The sequence below is a fragment of the Stenotrophomonas sp. 22LJNL06-5-1 genome, from assembly GCF_056861455.1.
Window position 1 is genome coordinate 39,430 of sequence record NZ_JBSPUE010000010.1, and the last position, 17,687, is coordinate 57,116.

Consider the following 17,687-nt stretch of genomic DNA (forward strand, 5'->3'; position numbering starts at 1 on the left):
GTCGTAGCCGCCATTGCCAAAGCAGGTGGATCATCCACGCATGGCGTGGATCTACGTCTCACACCACCCCGGCGATGTACCTGGCGCTGTCGCTCATGCGCAGCGCCAGGCGCATCGCCGGTGCAGATGGGCCGGTCTCCAACTCCGACCGGCCCTGATCGCGGCCGCACCCCCGCAGGCGCTGGCCGCCATCCACACACGTGCCGCACTCAAGCGGCTTCGGACACCTTCACGTCGCGACGGGCGCGCACGGCCGCGGCCAATCGCTCCAGCACCGTCACGGTAGTGTCCCAGTCGATGCAGCCATCGGTGATGCTCTGCCCGTAGACCAACGGCTGGCCTTCCACCAGTTCCTGGCGGCCACCGACCAGATGGCTCTCGATCATCACGCCAACGATGCGCTGTTCGCCGTCTTCCAGCTGAACGGCGATGTCGTCGATCACCTTCGGCTGGTTCTCCGGGTTCTTCAGGCTGTTGGCATGGCTGGCGTCGATCATCAGGCGCGTCGGCAGCTTGGCCTTGGCCAGCACCTGGCAGGCCTCGGCAACACTGCCGGCGTCGTAGTTCGGCTGCTTGCCGCCGCGCAGGATCACATGACAATCCGGGTTGCCGGTGGTCGACACGATAGCGGTGCCGCCCTGCTTGGTCACCGACAGGAAGTGATGCGGATTGGACGCAGCACCCACCGCGTCAGCGGCGATCTTCACGTTGCCATCGGTGCCGTTCTTGAAGCCGACCGGGCACGACAGCCCCGAGGCCAGCTCGCGATGCACCTGGCTTTCGGTGGTGCGTGCACCGATCGCGCCCCATGCCACCAGGTCGGCGATGTACTGCGGCGAGATCACGTCAAGGAACTCGACACCGGCCGGCAGGCCGAGCTTGTTGATGTCGCGCAGCAGGCCACGGGCAATGCGCAGGCCCTTGTCGATCTTGAAGCTGCCATCCAGGTCCGGGTCGTTGATCAGGCCCTTCCAGCCCACCGTTGTGCGCGGCTTCTCGAAGTACACGCGCATGACGATTTCCAGCTCGCCGGCCAGCGCGTCGCGCAGCGGCTTCAGGCGCTGGGCGTACTCGATGGCGGCCTTCGGGTCGTGGATCGAGCACGGACCCACCACCACTGCCAGGCGGTCGTCACGGCCGTGCAGGATCTGGTGCAGGGCCGCGCGCGAGGCGCTGACGGTGTCGGAGGCTTCATCGTCACAGGGCAGCATCGCCAGCAGCTGGGCAGGCGGTGTCAGCGGTTCGATGGTGCGGATACGCAGGTCGTCGGTGTGCGGGGGCATTGCGGGAGATCTCCGGAACGTTGGGGGTCCCCAGCGTGGCGGCATGAAAAAAGCCGCCAGGTTCGCTGGCGGCTTTCGGGAATGCGTCTGAAGCTTTCTTCAGGGTGAGCGCAGTCCTTCCTCCGCCAGTGGCTTCGGAAAGTAATACCAGTAAAAGCTGGTGGGGGCTGCGTTCATGGGATCTATTGATAACACAGCTTTTGCGCAGTGCAAAATGTTTCATCCGCAACTGGGGACGCGGTTCAGCGAGATACGCGCAAGCCCGGCCTACGCGGCGGCAACCACGCAAAGTCGCTCATTTGCCATGCACTTCCACGTCCAGCAGCAGGCCCTCATGGATGTCGGCCCAGCGTTCCAGCACGCGGTCCAGCTCCTGCCGGGCCTCGTCCAGCTGCTCGGGGTTGAGCAGGGAACGCGCGGTGTAGAGGTCGGAAACCAACCGCCGCAGGGCCGATTCCTGGATGGCCACCGACGGCCCCTCCAGACCCGGCAACTGCAACGCCGGGCTGTCGCCAAGCGGGCCGAACAGCGTGACCTGGAGCGTGCTCTGCATGATCGACTTCCCTGCGGATGGACATGGGCAATGCCCTGTTTACCGCGTCTGGGTGACAGGCGCATGTGCCCCCCATGCCGAGGACCGGGATCCATCGGCACCAGCCGCCCCGCTACAAGGCGGCCAGGTCGGCCAGGTGCTGGGCCATGCTGTCCATCGCGCCTATCGCATGGGTGGTGGTGAAGTACTCATGCCAGCCGGTGGCGGCAATGCCGGCCACCAACGCATCGACCTCCGCGCGGCTTGCGCAGCGCCAGACCGCATAGAACTGCTCATCGCTGCCGTGCGGTACGCCCGTGGCGATGCGGCCCATCGCCAGCGGCGTAATACGGGCTGGATCGAACTGCTGCATGCCGGCGCCGATGCGGGCGAAGAAGGCATTCCGCTGCTCGGGCGGGAGCGTGGTCCAGGCGGGGGTGGCGGTGTAGAGCTCGATGAAGGTGTGCGACATGGTGGTTCTTCCTTGAGGTTGACGAGATTACGGAGTTGCCAGCCAGCGGCCGACACTACCGGAGCGAGCGCAATGCGCGTTTGCGGATGTAGGCGTTGGCGTCGCTGTGGCGCTCGTGCTGCCAACGCGTGCACAGCTGGCGCAGCCACTGCGGCTGGGTCTTGCCGGCATCATTGAGCCAGTTGCCGACCGAATCCTGCACATAGCGTTCCGGATCGTCAGCCAGTGCTTCCAGCAGCGCGGATGCATGTTCCGGGTGCTGCTTGAACAGCGCGATATGCGTGGCCCAGACACCGCGCGGACGCAGTGCTTCGCAGGCGAAGCGGCGCAGGTACGGAGATGTTTCCTGTGTCCACGGTTGCAGGTACTCAAGCGCCTGCATCGGTGCGGCAACGATGTCCGTGCGCAGCGCCAGCCACGCCCATTCGCGCACACCGAAGTGTGGATCATCGGCCAGCGTGCGCATGTGCTGCAGCTTCTCTGCCAACGTTGCGCGGGCATCGCTGCCGATCAGGTAGCAGGCCCAACCGCGCACGGTATCGGAGCCGTGATGCTGCCAGAGCGCAGGCGCGCCCTGCCCCGCCTCACGCAGCAGTTGCGCAGCCAGGGCCATGCGCAGCGTGATGCCCTTCCCTGAGGCATCCTGCATGCGTTGCATCGCTTCCGGCGCAAGCGCGGGCGCCACCACCCGCAGCAGCGCGGCGAAGTCCACTGCCAGGCATTCGGCCAGATGGGTGGCGGGGGCACGGCCGGTGTTGAGTGCATGCAGGCGTTGCGCCGCGATCGCCAGGCTCATGCTGCAGGCTCTCGTCCTGCATCGGTGTGCTGCCAGACCTTGTGCAGCAATCGCGACAGCTGCTGCTGTTCATCGCTGTCCAGACCATTGAACAGACCACCGATCCACTGCGTGTGCTGGTCGAACAGCGTTTCGGCCAAGCGCTTTCCCGGTCCGGTCAGTACGATCTGCAGGCGGCGGCCATCCTCGGCATCGCTGCGACGCTGCAGCAGTCCTTCGCGCTGCAGGCCATCGAGCAGGCCGCTGATGGTGGCGCGGGTCACGCCTGCGCACTCGGCCAGCACGTGGGGCGGCAACGTGCCGCCGGCCCCATGCAACAGGAACAGCACGATGAAGCGACCCTCACTGAGCCCGTGTGGTGCCAGCCGGGTAGCGCAGTCGCGATCGATCGACGAGGACAACGAGAGCAGCTGGAAGCACAAGCGCAGCGGCGCGATATTGGCATGGCCGCGTCGCTGCGCTTCTTCCAGAAGGGCGCGGTGCTTGGCTTCAATCATCTGACTTCTCTATATGATTAGGCAGCTAATCATATTGTCAATTAACTGAACCAAGCAAGCCGGATTTGAATTTCAGCCAGTGCTTCCCAGCAGCAGGCGTGCGATCAACCCACCGCCCTCACGGTGCAGCAGCTGCAGTTCGCCCGCGTGGCGCCTCGCCACATTGGCAGCCACGGCCAGTCCAAGTCCGGCGCCACCGGTGGCGCGGCTACGCGAGCTCTCGCTACGCTGGAACGGTTGCAGCAGGCGTGCGCGGTCGGCCTCGGCGATGCCCGGGCCGCGGTCCATCACATCCAGCTGCACTCTGTGGCCCTCCATGGCGACCCGCAGCTCCACGCCCCCGGCGTAGCGCTCGGCGTTATTGATGAGATTCTCGACCGCGCGCCGAAGCAGCAGCGCATCACCGTGCCACGGCAAGGTATCCGGCCCCTGGACGGAGATGCAGACACCACGCAGCAGTGCCGCCTGCACGCATTCCTCCAGCACGACCGCCAGATCCAGTGACCGCACCTGCAGCGGCTGCAGTTCACCGCGTGCGTAGTCCAGCACCTGCTCGATCATCGTGTCCATGCGTTCGATGTCCGCCACCATCCGCGCCGCCTGTGGCGCAGGTGCGAACTCGGCGCGCAGTCGCAGGCCGGTCAATGGCGTGCGCAGGTCATGTGCCACCGCAGCCAGCATGTGAGTCATGTCCTGTGCCTGTGCGCGCAGGCGCTCGCGACCGGCGGTGATTGCGGCAGCCAGCACCTGTACTTCGCGTGGGCCGTCATCCGGCAATGGTGTTTCAGCCTGCAGATCCACACGCGCGCTGGCTTCGGCCAACCGTCGCAACGGGCGCCCCAACCGGGTTGACGCCCATGCCGCCAACGGCGCCAGCAGCACGGCACCGCCCAGCAGGGCAAGCACCACCTGGCGGCGCCAGGCCGCCAGGTCACTGTGGTCACTGCCCACCACCCGCCAGCGGCCATCGGTCTGGCGCACACCCAGTTCGAACGGCGGCCATTGCATGGCGGTCAGCACTGCTGCCTGCGCCTTCAGTACGCCGGCCCGCGTCGTGGCATCCAGCACCGCGCCGCCTTCGATGATCTGCACATCGGGCGCCTTGCCTTGTCCACTCCATACCAGCCGAACATCCTCCACCGGCGAGCCCAGCTGCAGCGCCGCCAGCTGCGTAAGCCAGTCGCTGGTGCTACCCTGCGGCGGCGTTGCCTGCGTCGCCAGATGCAGGCCCAGCGACGCCGGCGCCTGTTCACCCCGCATTACCTGCGTGGCCTGGTCCAACCGCATCGGCGGCGGCGCGGGCCGAGGCATCCAGCCAACCACGGCCACACTGACCAGGGTCGCCAGCAGCAGGCTGGCCAGAGCCAGCATCGCGATCCAGCGCGCGGTCGACCATCGGGTGCTCACAACACGTGTACCTCGGCGTCGAAGCGATAGCCTTCACCGCGCGAGGTCTGCACCAGCGCTTCTGCACCGGGTGATGCCTGCCCCAGCTTGCGCCGAAGCCGGCTGATCGCGAGGTCAACAGCGCGGTCAACGCTGTCGCTGCCTTCGCCGCGACTCAACTGCAGCAGTTGCTCACGCCCCAGCACGCGCCGGGGACGTTCGGCCAGCGCCAGCAGCAGGTTGAATTCGCCTCGACTGAGCAGCAGCTCGTTTCCGTCCGGCGCGAGCAGGCGACGTTGTTCTGGTAGCAGCCGCCAACCCGCAAAGCGCAGCTCGCTGGTTATCTGCTCACGCAGCTTGTGCTGGCGACGCAGCAGTGCGCGCACACGTGCCAGCAACTCACGTGGATCAAACGGCTTGGCCAGGTAATCGTCTGCTCCCATCTCCAGACCGATCACCCGGTCCGGCGCACTTCCCATCGCCGACAGCATCAGGATTGGGATCGCCCGCGCCTGCAATCGGCGGCAGACCGAAAGCCCATCCTCGCCGGGCATCATCCAGTCAAGCACAATCAGGTCCGGACGTTCGACCTGCAGCAGCACATCCAGCGCCGCTGCGTCTGCAGCCACTCGCACCTGGTAGCCGTGCAGCAGCAGGCAGTCGGCGATGGCATCGCGGATGCTGGCGTCGTCATCGACAACGATGACATGGGCGGGGGTCCTCATGAAGGCAGTATCGCGCCGGTGTGTATCAGGACGGTATCAACACCGATGTTCCCGCGATACGTCCATACGCGCCAATGGCCTCCCACGATTACTTCGGAGACCTCCCTTGCGCCCGATCCTGTTCCTAATGCTGACCATCCCAGTGCCTGCGCTGGCGTCCGATGCCCCCCAGCACGTGCTGCCGATGTGGATGCAGAGCGGCCATCCAGCGGTGGCCGTCTCGCTGGACGGACGCGCCGAACCGCTGCGCTTCGTGGTCGACAGTGCCGCCGGCGCGACGCTGGTCGATGCACGCGTGGTGCGGCGCTACGCCCTGGAGGATGCGGATGCAGCAGTTTCACAGGCCCAGGGCGCAAGCGCGAAGTCCGCCCGGCTGCAGCGCATGCGCAGCACGTCCTGGCAGCTGGGCAGCTGGCAGCTGCGGGCCAGTGGCATGCAGGTCGACCTGTCTTCCCTGGCCAAGGATGATGATCCGGCCATCGACGGCTTGATCGGCAATGATCTGACCGGGCGCTGGGACAGCCGTTGGGATTTCGGCCGCCATCAGCTTGCGTTGTGGACGCCCGGGCAACTGAGCCTCGATGGACCCGGCTGCCAGTCCAATGCGCTGCCCGACCGGACCGAAGGCCTGCACCACTTCGGCTTCATCACGCTGTCGCTGGGCACGCCGGGCGTGGAAGCCATCGCCGTGGTCGACACCGGCGCCGCGCAGACCGTCCTCAATGCCGAAGCTGCTCGTGCCTTGGGGCTACGCACCGACGGCAGCGACGAACGGGTGCGGGTGCGTGAAAAGGGCACCGAAGGCCTGGGTGGCGGACAGCAGGCGACCTGGCTGTACACCCTGCCCGGCATGACCGGCAGCGGCTGGCAGCACCCGTCTATGGAGGTTCGCATCAGCGAACTGCCGGTGTTCAAGGCAATCGGCCTGGAGGCCCGGCCAGCGCTGATCCTCGGTGCCGATGCAATGCGCGGCGGCCAGGTGGACATCGGTGCCAGCGCGGACCGGATCTGCCTGCGCCGGCCAGCCAGTTGAGCACCTGCCGCCGCCTGCCCTTGCGCTACCAGTCCATCACCTGCGGCGCCGGCCCCGGATGCGACGGGAACAACGGCAGCACCTCTTCGGCCAGCTCCTGCAGCACGTCGCCGGCAGGACGTTCGGCGAACTGGATACCCAGTGCCGCGTGATTCACGCCGGCGTGTTGCCAGGCCTGCAGCAGCTCGATCAGGCCCTTGCGGCCGGTGCGCAGGGTATAGCCCCCTTGCAGCGGCGTGCGTGGATGATCCGGGTCATCCACCAGGTCGATCCACTCGTTGGTCATGTGCGGGCGGAAGCCCCCGTCCGGGATCAGCGCGCGCCAGGCACGGATCTTCGCGGCCAGCCGCTGCGGGCCGGCGGCGTCGTGGGTGGCCTCGGGATAGGTCAGCCAGCCATCGGCATGCTGGCCGATCCACTCCAGCGACTGGCGCGCACCGCCGGTGACAATCAGCGGAACACGGCCACTGACCGTGGGCGGCAGCAGCTGCACACCGTGCTCGGCCCCGGCATGCGTCATCCGCCCATCCGTGCCCGGCTGCAGCCAACGGCGCATCTCGTTCATTGCGGTGGCGAAACGCTCTCCGCGTGCCGCGTGCTCCAGTCCATAGGCCGGGAATTCCAGCGGTCGATCCCCGGACGCCACACCCATCACCAGTCGCCCACCGGACAGCTGATCGATCGATGCCGCCGCCTTGGCCAGATCGATCGGGTGGCGCAGGGGCAGTACCACGCTGCCGGTGGCCAGGGCCACGCGTTGCGTGCGCGCCGCCAGCCATGCAAGGTAGGTGAACGGGTCGAACAACTGGCCAGCATCACCGAACATCGGATCGAACAGCGGCACGTCGCGCACCCATACCGCGGCAAAGCCGTGGTGATCGATGTCCTCCACCCACCGCGCCTGACCCTGCAGCACGCTCATGTCGCCCTGGTAGAAACGCAACGGCAGGTAGATGCCCAGCGTCAGTGCATCGGCCCGGAACATGCGCTGGTAGCCGGGATGCGTGGCAAAGGCGGGCGCCGACGCGCCCGGCATCGCAATGGAATCCTTCATCTGCATGGCCTCCTTACGGACCGGTGGCCGGTTCGGGCAGCTGCACGCCGCGCTGCACCGCAGGGCGTGCGGCAACCCGCGCGTACCACGCATCCAGATGGCGATGCCGCGAGAAATCGATGTCGATGATGCGGGCGATATGCAGCCAGCCGAAATGGGCGATATCGGCGATCGAGTAGTGATCGCCAGCCAACCACTCACGTCCCTGCAGGCGCTGGTCGAGTACGGCGAACAGGTCGTCGCTCAGGCGTCGGTAGCGTTCGATCGCCGTAGCGTCCGGTGCTTGCGCGAAATGCTCGAAATGCACGCGCTGGCCGAGGATCGGGCCGACGCTGGCGGCATGGAACATCAGCCAGGTCAGTGTCTCCCAGCGTGCAGCCGGTTCGGAAGGCAGCAACGCATTGCCCTGTTCGGCCAGGTACATCAGGATCGCCGCCGATTCGAAGACAACGATGCCGCGCGCGCGATCCTCCAGCACGGGAATGCGCCCATGCGGATTGAGCTGCAGGAAATCGGGATGGCGGTGTTCGCCATCCACGATGCGCACGTGGTGCAGGCGATAGGGAAGACCCAGCTCTTCCAGTGCGATGGTGGCCTTGAAGCCATTGGGAGAACTGTCGGAGTACAGGTGCAGCGAAGGTTCGTTCATGGGGTTCCTGGACGGCAGGGAGCGACGGCACGCACCGGTCTTCAACGAAACTGGCCGGGCGATGCGGAAACGGGCGCTGCAGCAGCCGTGCAACCAGTCTAGGAAGCGCTGGCGCGGGAAGGAAACGATGTCTCCTGCATGGGAAGTTGAGCGCAGCTCAACGCGAGCGGCAGGCGCGCGACAGCCTGCGGCACGCTCGATATGCTGTCGCAGCGCGGCGGGTGCCGACGCGGCTACAGGAGGATGGACATGGGTGCGGTGCTGCCGCTGCTGGGCCTGCGGGCCTTCGTTGAAACCGGCCGCCATGGCAGCCTGACCGCTGCCGCCGAAGCGATGGGGGTCACGCCCGGTGCGATCAGCCAACAACTGCGCCAGCTGCAGGAACGGCTGGGTGTGAGCCTGTTCGACCGCACCCGGCATGGCGTGGTGCTCAGCGCCGCAGGCGCTCGCGTATACCCGGAACTGCTGCAGGCCTTCGAGCAGATCTCGCACAGCCTGCAGACCCTGGAGCGTTGGGAGACGCGACGCACGCTGCGCATCAGCGCGGCACCGAGCTTTGCCGCACAGTGGTTGGCACCGCGATTGGGCGGGTTCAGTGCGTTGCATCCGCAGGTGGACGTGCAGCTGGACTCGAGCCCGGCGCTGGTCGACCTGCGCCGCGAGGGGGTGGACATCGCCATCCGCCACGGCCTCGGCCGCTACCCGGGGCTGCACGCTGAGCACCTGATGGCACCGGTGCTGCTGCCGGTGGCCAGTCCAGCATTGTTGGCCGGCGCACCGACGGTCAGCTCGGTACAGGATTGCCTGCAGCTGCCCCTGTTGCAGGACGCCGACCGAAGCGACTGGCGGCTGTGGTTCCGGGCACTGGATCTGCCCGTCGATGAGCGACTGGAGCGTGGCCCTGCCTTCGATGACGACCTGTTGCTGATCCGCGCGGCGGTGGCCGGGCAAGGCATCGCCCTGGTACGCGACATCCACGCGGCCGAAGAGTTGGCCAATGGCCGGCTGCAGGTGGTGATCGACCAGCCCTGGCCACAGGCCTTCGCCTACTACGCAGTGACGCGCGCGGACGGCGAATCCAACGCTGCGATACCTGCGTTCATGGCCTGGCTGCATGCAGCACTGATGACGCCGCAGGAAGCAGGCGCACACGCCCAGCAGGACGCAGGATGAGCCGCCAGGAAAGCGATGCGATTGCCGAGGCCGCATATCGGCAGCGGCGCGAGGGTGGCAGGTAGATCCCAGGTTGGCAGCGGCATCCACGCATGGCGTGGATCTACTACTTCGATTCCAATCGGCCACAAAAAAACCCCGCCTTCCGGCGGGGTTTTTCATTGCGGGGTGAAAGCGGGGACTTAGAAGTCCATGCCGCCCATGCCACCCATGCCGCCCATGCCACCGGCGCCACCCATGGCCGGCTCGTCCTTCTTCGGAGCTTCGGCAACCATGGCTTCGGTGGTGATCATCAGGCCAGCGATCGAGGCCGCGTTCTGCAGCGCCGAACGGGTCACCTTGGTCGGGTCCAGGATGCCGAACTGCAGCATGTCGCCGAACTCGCCGGTGGCGGCGTTGTAGCCGAAGCTGCCGGTGCCTTCCTTGACCTTGTTGATGATGACCGACGGCTCTTCGCCGGCGTTGGCCACGATTTCGCGCAGCGGGGCTTCCATCGCGCGCAGGGCGATCTGGATGCCGTGGTTCTGGTCTTCGTTGGCACCCTTCAGGCCGGCCAGCGAGGTGACCGCACGGACCAGGGCAACGCCGCCGCCCGGGACCACGCCTTCTTCAACGGCTGCACGGGTAGCGTGCAGGGCGTCGTCGACGCGATCCTTCTTTTCCTTCATTTCGATTTCGGTCGAAGCGCCGACCTTGATCACGGCAACGCCGCCAGCCAGCTTGGCCACGCGTTCCTGCAGCTTCTCACGGTCGTAATCGGAGGAGGTGTCCTGGATCTGGGTCTTGATCTGCGCAACGCGCGAATCGACGGCAGCCTTGTCACCCACGCCATCGATGATGGTGGTGTTTTCCTTGGAAACCTGCACCTTCTTGGCGCGGCCCAGGTCCTTGATGGTGGCCTTTTCCAGCGACAGGCCAACTTCTTCGGAGATCACGGTGCCGCCGGTCAGCACGGCCATGTCTTCCAGCATCGCCTTGCGACGGTCGCCGAAGCCCGGAGCCTTGACGGCCACGACCTTGACGATGCCACGGATGGTGTTGACCACCAGGGTCGCCAGCGCTTCGCCTTCAACTTCTTCGGCAACGATCAGCAGCGGCTTGCCGGCCTTGGCGACGCCTTCCAGCACCGGCAGCAGGTCACGGACGTTGGAGATCTTCTTGTCGTGCAGCAGGATGAACGGGTCATCCAGGTCAGCGGTCTGCGACTGCTGGTTGTTGATGAAGTACGGGGACAGGTAGCCGCGGTCGAACTGCATGCCCTTGACCACGTCCAGCTCGTTGTCCAGGCCCGAGCCTTCTTCAACGGTGATCACGCCTTCCTTGCCGACTTCCTTCATCGCGTCGGCGATGATCTGGCCGATCGACTCGTCCGAGTTGGCCGAGATGGTACCGACCTGGGCAATCGCCTTGTCGTCGGCGGTCGGCTTGGAGATGGTCTTCAGCTCGGCAACGGCGGCCACGACGGCCTTGTCGATACCACGCTTCAGGTCCATCGGGTTCATGCCGGCGGCCACAGCCTTGGCACCTTCGCGGATCAGGGCCTGGGCCAGCACGGTGGCGGTGGTGGTGCCGTCGCCAGCGTCGTCGTTGGTGCGCGAAGCAACTTCCTTCACCATCTGCGCGCCCATGTTCTCGAACTTGTCAGCCAGTTCGATTTCCTTGGCGACGGAGACGCCGTCCTTGGTGATGGTCGGCGCGCCGAAGCTCTTTTCCAGCACGACGTTGCGGCCCTTCGGGCCCAGGGTGGCCTTGACGGCATTGGCGAGAACGTTGACGCCGCGCACCATGCGCGAACGGGCGTCTTCACCGAAACGAATATCCTTGGCAGCCATTGCAATTACCTCATTGGTAGCGCCGGACAATGCCCGGCGGCTGGGATTTGGGGATCAGGTTGAAACAGGTCGCGCCGAGGCTCAGCCGATGACGGCGAGCACGTCGTCTTCGCGCAGGACCTTGTACTCGACGCCTTCGCTCTTGTACGAGCTGCCGGCGTACTGGCCGTAGATGACCTTGTCGCCGACCTTCAGCGACGGAGCGCGCACGCTGCCGTTGTCCAGCGGCTTGCCCGGGCCGACGGCCACGACTTCACCCTTGGTGGACTTTTCCTTGGCCGAATCCGGAATGACGATGCCACCGGCGGAGATTTCGTCGGCTTCGATCGGCTTGACCACAACGCGGTCGTGCAGCGGCTTGATGCTCATGAGAGACCTCTTAAGTTATTGATTGGTCTGAAAAAGTCTGGCGATGTTAGCACTCACCCCAGGTGACTGCCAGCATCGCTCGCGAAAAAGCCCGATGAATCGGGAGCAGGACAGAGATGGAGCTGGCCCCGGACCTTTCAAGGCCGCTCCCGAAAAAAATTCGCGGCCCAGCGTGATGGGCATCAACGCCCCGCGTGAAGGGGTTCATATGGGTGCAACGCGGCACCGCCCTGTCCTCGGCCCTCGACATTTGGTGATCCGCGTCGCACTGTCAGATATCTGACGTTCATTTACGACAAAGTGTCACTGGATCGGCCTTAGGCTCGGCCGCGCATTCCCAATCACAAGGAGTTGTCGATGCGATTGCTGTCCCCGCTTGCCGCCGCCTGCCTGCTGGCCCTGGCCGCCGCGCCGGCCCAGGCCGAGGTCTTCATCAACGAACTGCACTACGACGACAGCACCGCCGCCGGTGACGTCGGCGAAGCCATCGAAGTGGTCGCTACCGCGGGTGAAGACCTGTCCGGCTACCGCCTCTACCTCTACAACGGCAGCAATCCTTCGGCCGCCACGGTCTACGCCAACAACCCGGTCCCGGCCGGCACCGCCGCCGGTTGCGGCAGCGCCACCCTGGCCGTGGTCAGCTACCCGACCAACGGCCTCCAGAACGGCCCGAACGACGGCATCGCCCTGGTCGATGCCAGCGGCAAGGTGGTCCAGTTCCTCAGCTACGAGGGCGCCATCACCGCCTCCGGTGGCCCTGCCGCCGGCATGACCAGCCAGAACATTCCGGTGGCCGAGACCAACAGCACGGCGCCGGGCACCTCGCTGCAGCTGACCGGCAGCGGCAGCCAGTACGCCCACTTCACCTGGGCCGAGTCGGCCAGGCAGACCTTCGGCAGCTGCAACAACGGCCAGACCTTCAGCGGTGGCGGCACCCCGGGCCCGAACACGCCGCCGTCGGTGTCCACCACCACCCCGGCACAGGGCAGCAGCACCTTCCCGGCCGCGGCCGATCTGGAAGTGGTGTTCAGCGAGACGGTGAACCTGGCCAGCGGTGCCTTCGCGCTGAGCTGCGGTACCTCCGGCAGCGTGCCGCTGACCTACCCGGCCAGCGGCCGCAGCGTGAAACTGTCCACCAACACCGCGCTGGTGGCTGGTGAAGCCTGCCGCTTCGACATCCGCGCCGCGCGCATCACCGACCTGCAGGGCGCACGCCCGGCCGCCGACAGCCGCATCGCCTTCACCGTGGCAACCACCGGCGGCAATCCGGACCCGGGCAACCCCGGCGTGCCGGCCGGTTACTACTCCAAGGTCAACACCAGCAGCCCCAGCCAGCTGCGCTGCTCGCTGCACGCCACCATCAAGGGCCACACCGCCTACCCGTACAGCGGCTCGGGCACCAGCACCTGGACCATCCTGGAGATCGCCGACGAGGATCCGAACAACAGCGGCAGGATCCTGGATGCGTACCGCAACCGCAGCTACGTCAAGGTGACCGACCGCGCCGGCAGCGGCGGCGGCCTGAAGTACAACCGCGAGCACACCTGGCCGAACTCGTTGGGCTTTGCCAGCACCACCGGCGACAAGGGCCTGCCGTACGCGCCGTACACCGACACCCACATGCTGTACCTGACCGACGCGCAGTGGAACGCCGACCGTGGCAACAAGCCGTTCGGCAAGTGCGACGCCAACTGCGGCGAGCGCGCCACCGAGGCCAACAACGGCCAGGGCGGCGGCAGCGGCGGTTACCCGGGCAACTCCAACTGGGTGCGCACGCCGGACGGCAACACCGGCACCTTCGAGGTATGGGGCAAGCGCAAGGGCGACATGGCGCGTGCGGTGCTGTACATGGCGATCCGCTATGAGGGCGGCAAGGATGCAGCCACCGGCCAGTCCGAGCCGGACCTGGAGCTGACCGACGACCGCAGCAAGATCGTCAAGACCAGCAGCTCGCCGGCCTACATGGGCCTGCTGTCGACCCTGATCGACTGGCACCTGTCCGATCCGCCGGATGATGCCGAGCGTGCGCGCAATGACGTGATCTACAGCTTCCAGGGCAACCGCAACCCGTTCATCGACCACCCCGAGTGGGCGACCCCTGGCCTGTTCACCTCGGCCAAGCCGGCCACCTGCCAGCTGGCCAACTGACCGCGCAACGCAGCGGTCCATCGCCGCCGCCGGGCCCTGACCCGGCGGCGGCCCTATACTCGACGGTCATGTCGACCGTCGATCCCGTCCTGCTGCTGTTGACCACCTGCCCGGACCGGGCCAGTGCCGAGCGCATCGCGCACGCGCTGGTCGGCGAGCGCCTGGCCGCGTGCGTCACCCGCCTCGATGGCGCGCAGTCGACGTACCGCTGGCAGGGCGAGGTGACCACCGACGCCGAGCTGCAGCTGCTGGTGAAAACCACCGCGAGTCGCGTCGATGACGCGATTGCCCGGATCGTCGAACTGCATCCGTATGAACTCCCGGAGTGCATCGCGGTCGAAACCCGGGCCGGCCTGCCGGCGTATCTGGACTGGATCCGGGCACAGACCCGGGAGGACACTGATTGAAGACTCTGTTTGCGCGTGGCGCCGCCTTGTGCGCCCTGATGTGGCTCTCGCTGCCCGCCTTCGCCCTGGATGAGAAGGACCTGCTGCCGGTGGACCAGGCGTTCGCGCTGACCGCCACCGCTCCCGAACGTGGCCAGGTGCAGCTGCAGTTCAAGATCGCGCCGGGCTATTACCTGTATCGCCACCGCACCAGCGTCAAGGCCGACCCGGCCTTCAATGCCGGCGCGCTGCAGATGCCCAAGGGCGACAAGCACCACGATGATTTCTTCGGCGAGGTCGAAACCTATCGCGAGCGCCTGCAGGCCACCCTGCCCGGCACGCCGACCGAGGCCGCCGGCACCATCAGCCTGGAAGTGCGTTACCAGGGCTGCGCCGATGCCGGTGTCTGCTACCCGCCGCAGAAGCGCGTGGTGCAGGTCACCCTGCCCGGTGCCGGTGCACAAGCCACCGCCCCGGCCCCGCGTGCCGGCGCCGCCAGCCCGTTCAACAACCCGCTGGCCGGTGCCGGCAACAGCGGCGGCCTGCGCCTGCCGGGTGCCGCCAGCAACAGCCAGGCGCTGCCGCTGCCGTCAGAACAGGCCTTCGGCTTCGATGCCATCGCCAGTGACGGCAACACCCTGCTGCTGCGCTTCAGCCCTGCGCCGGGTTACTACCTGTATCGCGACCGCACTTCGGTGAAGCTGGACGGCAGCACCGGGGTGCTGGCCGACAAGCTGCGCTGGCCTGCCGCGCAGTCGCATCGCGACGAACACTTCGGCGATGTCTCGGTCTACTTCAACCAGGTGGAAGTGCCGCTGCCGCTGCGCCGCTCCGTCGCCGATGCGGTCGACAGTACCCTGGTGGTGACCTTCCAGGGCTGCCAGACCGATGGCATCTGCTACCCGCCGATGACCCGCCGGGTGAAGCTGTCCATTCCGGCCGGCAAGATCAACGCCAGCACCGATCAGGCACCGCCGCGCAACGAGGTGATCAGCCCGCTGCCTGCAACCACCGCAGCCCCTCGCGAGTCGGCCAACGGCGCTCCGCTGCGTCTGCTGCCGACCGTGCCCAACGATGGTGCAGCGGCCCCGGCCACCGTCGGCAGTGAAGGCGCAGGCAATGAATTCGCCGCCGATGCACAGAGCGACAACGCACTGCGCACGCGACCGCCGGTGACCACGCCGAATCCGGACCGTTCGTTCGTATGGGTGCTGCTGCTGGCCCTGGCCGGAGGCCTGGTGCTCAACCTGATGCCCTGCGTGCTGCCGATCCTGTCGCTGAAGGTTCTGAGCCTGGCGCAGAGTGGCGAAAGCCCGCAGCGCGCACGCAGCCACGCGCTCTGGTACACGCTGGGCGTGCTGGTCGCATTCGCGGTGATCGGTGCGTTGATGGTGGGCCTGCGTGCGATCGGCAATGCCGTCGGCATCGGCTTCCAGCTGCAGCACCCGGGTGTGGTGGCGGCGCTGGCCTACATCATGTTCGCGGTGGGCCTGAGCCTGTCCGGCGTATTCACCCTCGGCGGTGGCATCGGCAACCTGGGCCAGTCGCTGGCCAGCCGCAGTGGCCCGGCCGGTGATTTCTTCACCGGTGCGCTGGCCTGCGTGGTCGGCAGTGCCTGCGTCGGCCCGTTCATGGGCGGCGCGATTGCCTACGCGTTCATTGCCCCGCCGCTGAAGGCGATGACCGTGTTCCTGTTCCTCGGCCTGGGCCTGGCGCTGCCGTTCCTGCTGATCGGCTTCGTGCCGGCACTGGCACGCCGCCTGCCCAAGCCGGGCCCGTGGATGGAAACGCTCAAGCACGTGCTGGCCTTCCCGATGTATGCCACCGTGCTGTGGCTGCTGTGGGTGCTGGGCAAGCAGCGCGGCGTGGACGGCATGGCGCTGGTGCTGGGCGGCCTGCTGCTGCTCGCCTTCGGCCTGTGGCTGTTTGAACGCAACCGCTGGACCGGCTCGCGCGCCGTCACCCTGCTTGGCGTGCTGCTGGCGATCGGCGCACTGGTTCCGGCCTGGGGCGTGACCCAGCTGGCAGCGCCGGCGCGTGCCGCGCAGGCGGCCACTGACAACGTGGTCGAATACTCGCCGCAACTGCTGGATCGCCTGCGTGCCGACAACCGCGTGGTGTTCGTGAACATGACCGCCGACTGGTGCGTGAGCTGCAAGGCCAACGAGCGCGCCGTGCTGTCGCGGCCGGAGTTCAAGGAACTGCTCAAGCGCACCAACGCGGTGTACATGCGCGGTGACTACACCAACGTCGATCCGCAGATCACCACGTTCCTGGAAGAGCACAAGGCTGTCGGCGTGCCGCTGTACGTGGTGTACGGCCCCGGCGCACCGCCGACCGTGCTGCCGACCCTGCTGACCCAGGCGGTGGTCGAGGAAGCGCTGCTGCGCACCGCACGATGAAGTGGCAACGGCCAGCGCTGCTGTGGACAGCGGTGCTGGCCGCCGGCCTCGGCCTGTGGGCCGGGCATCGATTGGCTCCTGCGCCGGTTGCGCCTGAGGCAACGCCAGCGGCACCTGCTGTGGCGGCTGCGGCACCCGTCCTGCAGGTCGGCGACAGCCTGCCCGCGCTGTCGCTGCCCGATCTTGAAGGCCGGCCGCTGGACCTGCGCCAGCACGCTGCCGGTCGCCCGCTGTTGATCAATGTCTGGGCCAGCTGGTGCGCGCCCTGCGTTGAAGAAATGCCCGAACTGGCACGCTTTGCCGCTGCACAGGGCGACCCAGGCGTGCAGGTGCTGGGCCTGGCGCTGGATACGCCGGAAGACGTGCGCGGTTTCCTGCAACGGGTACCGGTGGATTACCCGATCGTGATCGAGACCCCGGGGCCGCGCGATGCCAGCGTGCAGCTGGGCAATACACAGGGCCTGCTGCCCTACAGCGTGCTGTTCGATGCACAAGGGCGGCTGGTGAAGGCGAAGCTGGGGCCGTTCGCCCACGGCGAGATCGACAGCTGGGTGAAGTAAGGGTGTTTTTTTGCAGGGCTTGCAGCCCTGCACCCTGCTCAATGCAACGGCAACAGCCAAAGCCAAAGCCAAAGCTGGCATTCCGTGGGTTGGCGGGGCGGTGTCGGAGTGCGGGGACGCTGCAAGTACGTCCCTGTAAGCTTGGCAGCCGCTTGCTCGTGTGCGCTGTCCTGCGCACACGGCAAGACCGGGGTTGGGCGTCCTGCCCAACCCGCCCGAGGCATGCCTTGGGCCCATGCGGCTGACACCCCGCACTCCGACACCGCCCCACCTCTGATAGATCTTCGCGGCTGTTGGTAGGTGCCGACCGTTGGTCGGCACATCTGTCAGATATCGATATTCAGAACGGAATCAGACCCCGTGCCGACCAACGGTCGGCACCCACCAAAG

At 66.7% G+C, this 17,687-nt stretch carries 17 protein-coding genes; 6 read left to right on the forward strand and 11 right to left on the reverse strand.

The window, feature by feature from the left end:
- Positions 1-209 precede the first annotated feature (209 nt).
- The 7 genes from AC13GF_RS18900 to AC13GF_RS18930 all read right to left on the reverse strand — a co-directional run bounded on the left by AC13GF_RS18900 (position 210) and on the right by AC13GF_RS18930 (position 5,691).
- Positions 210-1,283, reverse strand: coding sequence for a 3-deoxy-7-phosphoheptulonate synthase (locus AC13GF_RS18900; RefSeq protein WP_071227875.1), 1,074 nt, complete (start codon positions 1,281-1,283; stop codon positions 210-212).
- Between the two features lie 295 nt (positions 1,284-1,578).
- Positions 1,579-1,836: a hypothetical protein gene (locus AC13GF_RS18905; RefSeq protein ID WP_005411217.1), complete on the reverse strand. Its 258-nt coding sequence runs from the start codon at positions 1,834-1,836 to the stop codon at positions 1,579-1,581.
- A gap of 112 nt (positions 1,837-1,948) precedes the next feature.
- On the reverse strand, positions 1,949-2,287 hold the full coding sequence (locus AC13GF_RS18910; RefSeq protein ID WP_483005638.1) for a DUF6616 family protein: 339 nt from the start codon (positions 2,285-2,287) through the stop codon (positions 1,949-1,951).
- Between the two features lie 55 nt (positions 2,288-2,342).
- Positions 2,343-3,083, reverse strand: coding sequence for a DNA alkylation repair protein (locus AC13GF_RS18915; protein ID WP_483005639.1), 741 nt, complete (start codon positions 3,081-3,083; stop codon positions 2,343-2,345).
- Positions 3,080-3,580 (reverse strand): MarR family winged helix-turn-helix transcriptional regulator, encoded by a 501-nt coding sequence (locus tag AC13GF_RS18920; protein ID WP_483005640.1) that lies wholly within the window; start codon positions 3,578-3,580, stop codon positions 3,080-3,082. The genes AC13GF_RS18915 and AC13GF_RS18920 overlap by 4 nt, the downstream gene beginning before the upstream one ends.
- A 72-nt stretch (positions 3,581-3,652) precedes the next feature.
- The gene (locus AC13GF_RS18925; protein ID WP_483005706.1) at positions 3,653-4,951 is read right to left on the reverse strand and encodes a sensor histidine kinase; all 1,299 of its coding nucleotides are present in this window, start codon (positions 4,949-4,951) and stop codon (positions 3,653-3,655) included.
- Positions 4,952-4,983: 32 nt separating this feature from the next.
- Positions 4,984-5,691, reverse strand: coding sequence for a response regulator transcription factor (locus tag AC13GF_RS18930; protein ID WP_483005641.1), 708 nt, complete (start codon positions 5,689-5,691; stop codon positions 4,984-4,986).
- Between the two features lie 106 nt (positions 5,692-5,797).
- Here AC13GF_RS18930 and AC13GF_RS18935 point away from each other — a divergent pair, with 106 nt between their 5' ends.
- On the forward strand, positions 5,798-6,724 hold the full coding sequence (locus AC13GF_RS18935) for a pepsin/retropepsin-like aspartic protease family protein (RefSeq protein ID WP_483005642.1): 927 nt from the start codon (positions 5,798-5,800) through the stop codon (positions 6,722-6,724).
- 25 nt (positions 6,725-6,749) lie between these two features.
- Here AC13GF_RS18935 and AC13GF_RS18940 read toward each other — a convergent pair whose 3' ends face one another.
- Positions 6,750-7,778 (reverse strand): LLM class oxidoreductase, encoded by a 1,029-nt coding sequence (locus tag AC13GF_RS18940; RefSeq protein WP_483005643.1) that lies wholly within the window; start codon positions 7,776-7,778, stop codon positions 6,750-6,752.
- 13 nt (positions 7,779-7,791) lie between these two features.
- A complete protein-coding gene (locus AC13GF_RS18945; protein WP_459042003.1) occupies positions 7,792-8,427 on the reverse strand; it encodes a glutathione S-transferase family protein in 636 nt (211 codons plus the stop codon).
- A gap of 249 nt (positions 8,428-8,676) precedes the next feature.
- Between AC13GF_RS18945 and AC13GF_RS18950 the strand changes: the two genes are divergently transcribed.
- Entirely contained in the window at positions 8,677-9,600 is a 924-nt protein-coding gene (locus AC13GF_RS18950) for a LysR substrate-binding domain-containing protein (RefSeq protein WP_483005644.1), read from the forward strand.
- Between the two features lie 182 nt (positions 9,601-9,782).
- Here the strand turns inward: AC13GF_RS18950 and groL are convergent, their stop codons facing one another.
- Together groL and AC13GF_RS18960 are read right to left on the reverse strand one after the other, a co-directional pair.
- Positions 9,783-11,432 (reverse strand): chaperonin GroEL, encoded by a 1,650-nt coding sequence (gene groL / locus AC13GF_RS18955; RefSeq protein WP_483005645.1) that lies wholly within the window; start codon positions 11,430-11,432, stop codon positions 9,783-9,785.
- Between the two features lie 81 nt (positions 11,433-11,513).
- Entirely contained in the window at positions 11,514-11,801 is a 288-nt protein-coding gene (locus tag AC13GF_RS18960) for a co-chaperone GroES (protein ID WP_006396661.1), read from the reverse strand.
- Positions 11,802-12,158: 357 nt separating this feature from the next.
- On the opposite strand from AC13GF_RS18960, the gene AC13GF_RS18965 reads away from it, so the two are divergent.
- The 4 genes from AC13GF_RS18965 (at position 12,159) to AC13GF_RS18980 (ending at position 17,297) form a co-directional block, all read left to right on the forward strand.
- Positions 12,159-13,949 (forward strand): endonuclease, encoded by a 1,791-nt coding sequence (locus tag AC13GF_RS18965; protein ID WP_483005646.1) that lies wholly within the window; start codon positions 12,159-12,161, stop codon positions 13,947-13,949.
- Between the two features lie 68 nt (positions 13,950-14,017).
- A complete protein-coding gene (cutA, locus tag AC13GF_RS18970; protein WP_010481118.1) occupies positions 14,018-14,356 on the forward strand; it encodes a divalent-cation tolerance protein CutA in 339 nt (112 codons plus the stop codon).
- Positions 14,353-16,737: a protein-disulfide reductase DsbD family protein gene (locus tag AC13GF_RS18975; protein ID WP_483005647.1), complete on the forward strand. Its 2,385-nt coding sequence runs from the start codon at positions 14,353-14,355 to the stop codon at positions 16,735-16,737. The genes cutA and AC13GF_RS18975 overlap by 4 nt, the downstream gene beginning before the upstream one ends.
- Positions 16,734-17,297, forward strand: coding sequence for a TlpA family protein disulfide reductase (locus tag AC13GF_RS18980; RefSeq protein ID WP_483005648.1), 564 nt, complete (start codon positions 16,734-16,736; stop codon positions 17,295-17,297). Before AC13GF_RS18975 ends, AC13GF_RS18980 begins: the two co-directional genes overlap by 4 nt.
- Positions 17,298-17,687 lie beyond the last annotated feature (390 nt).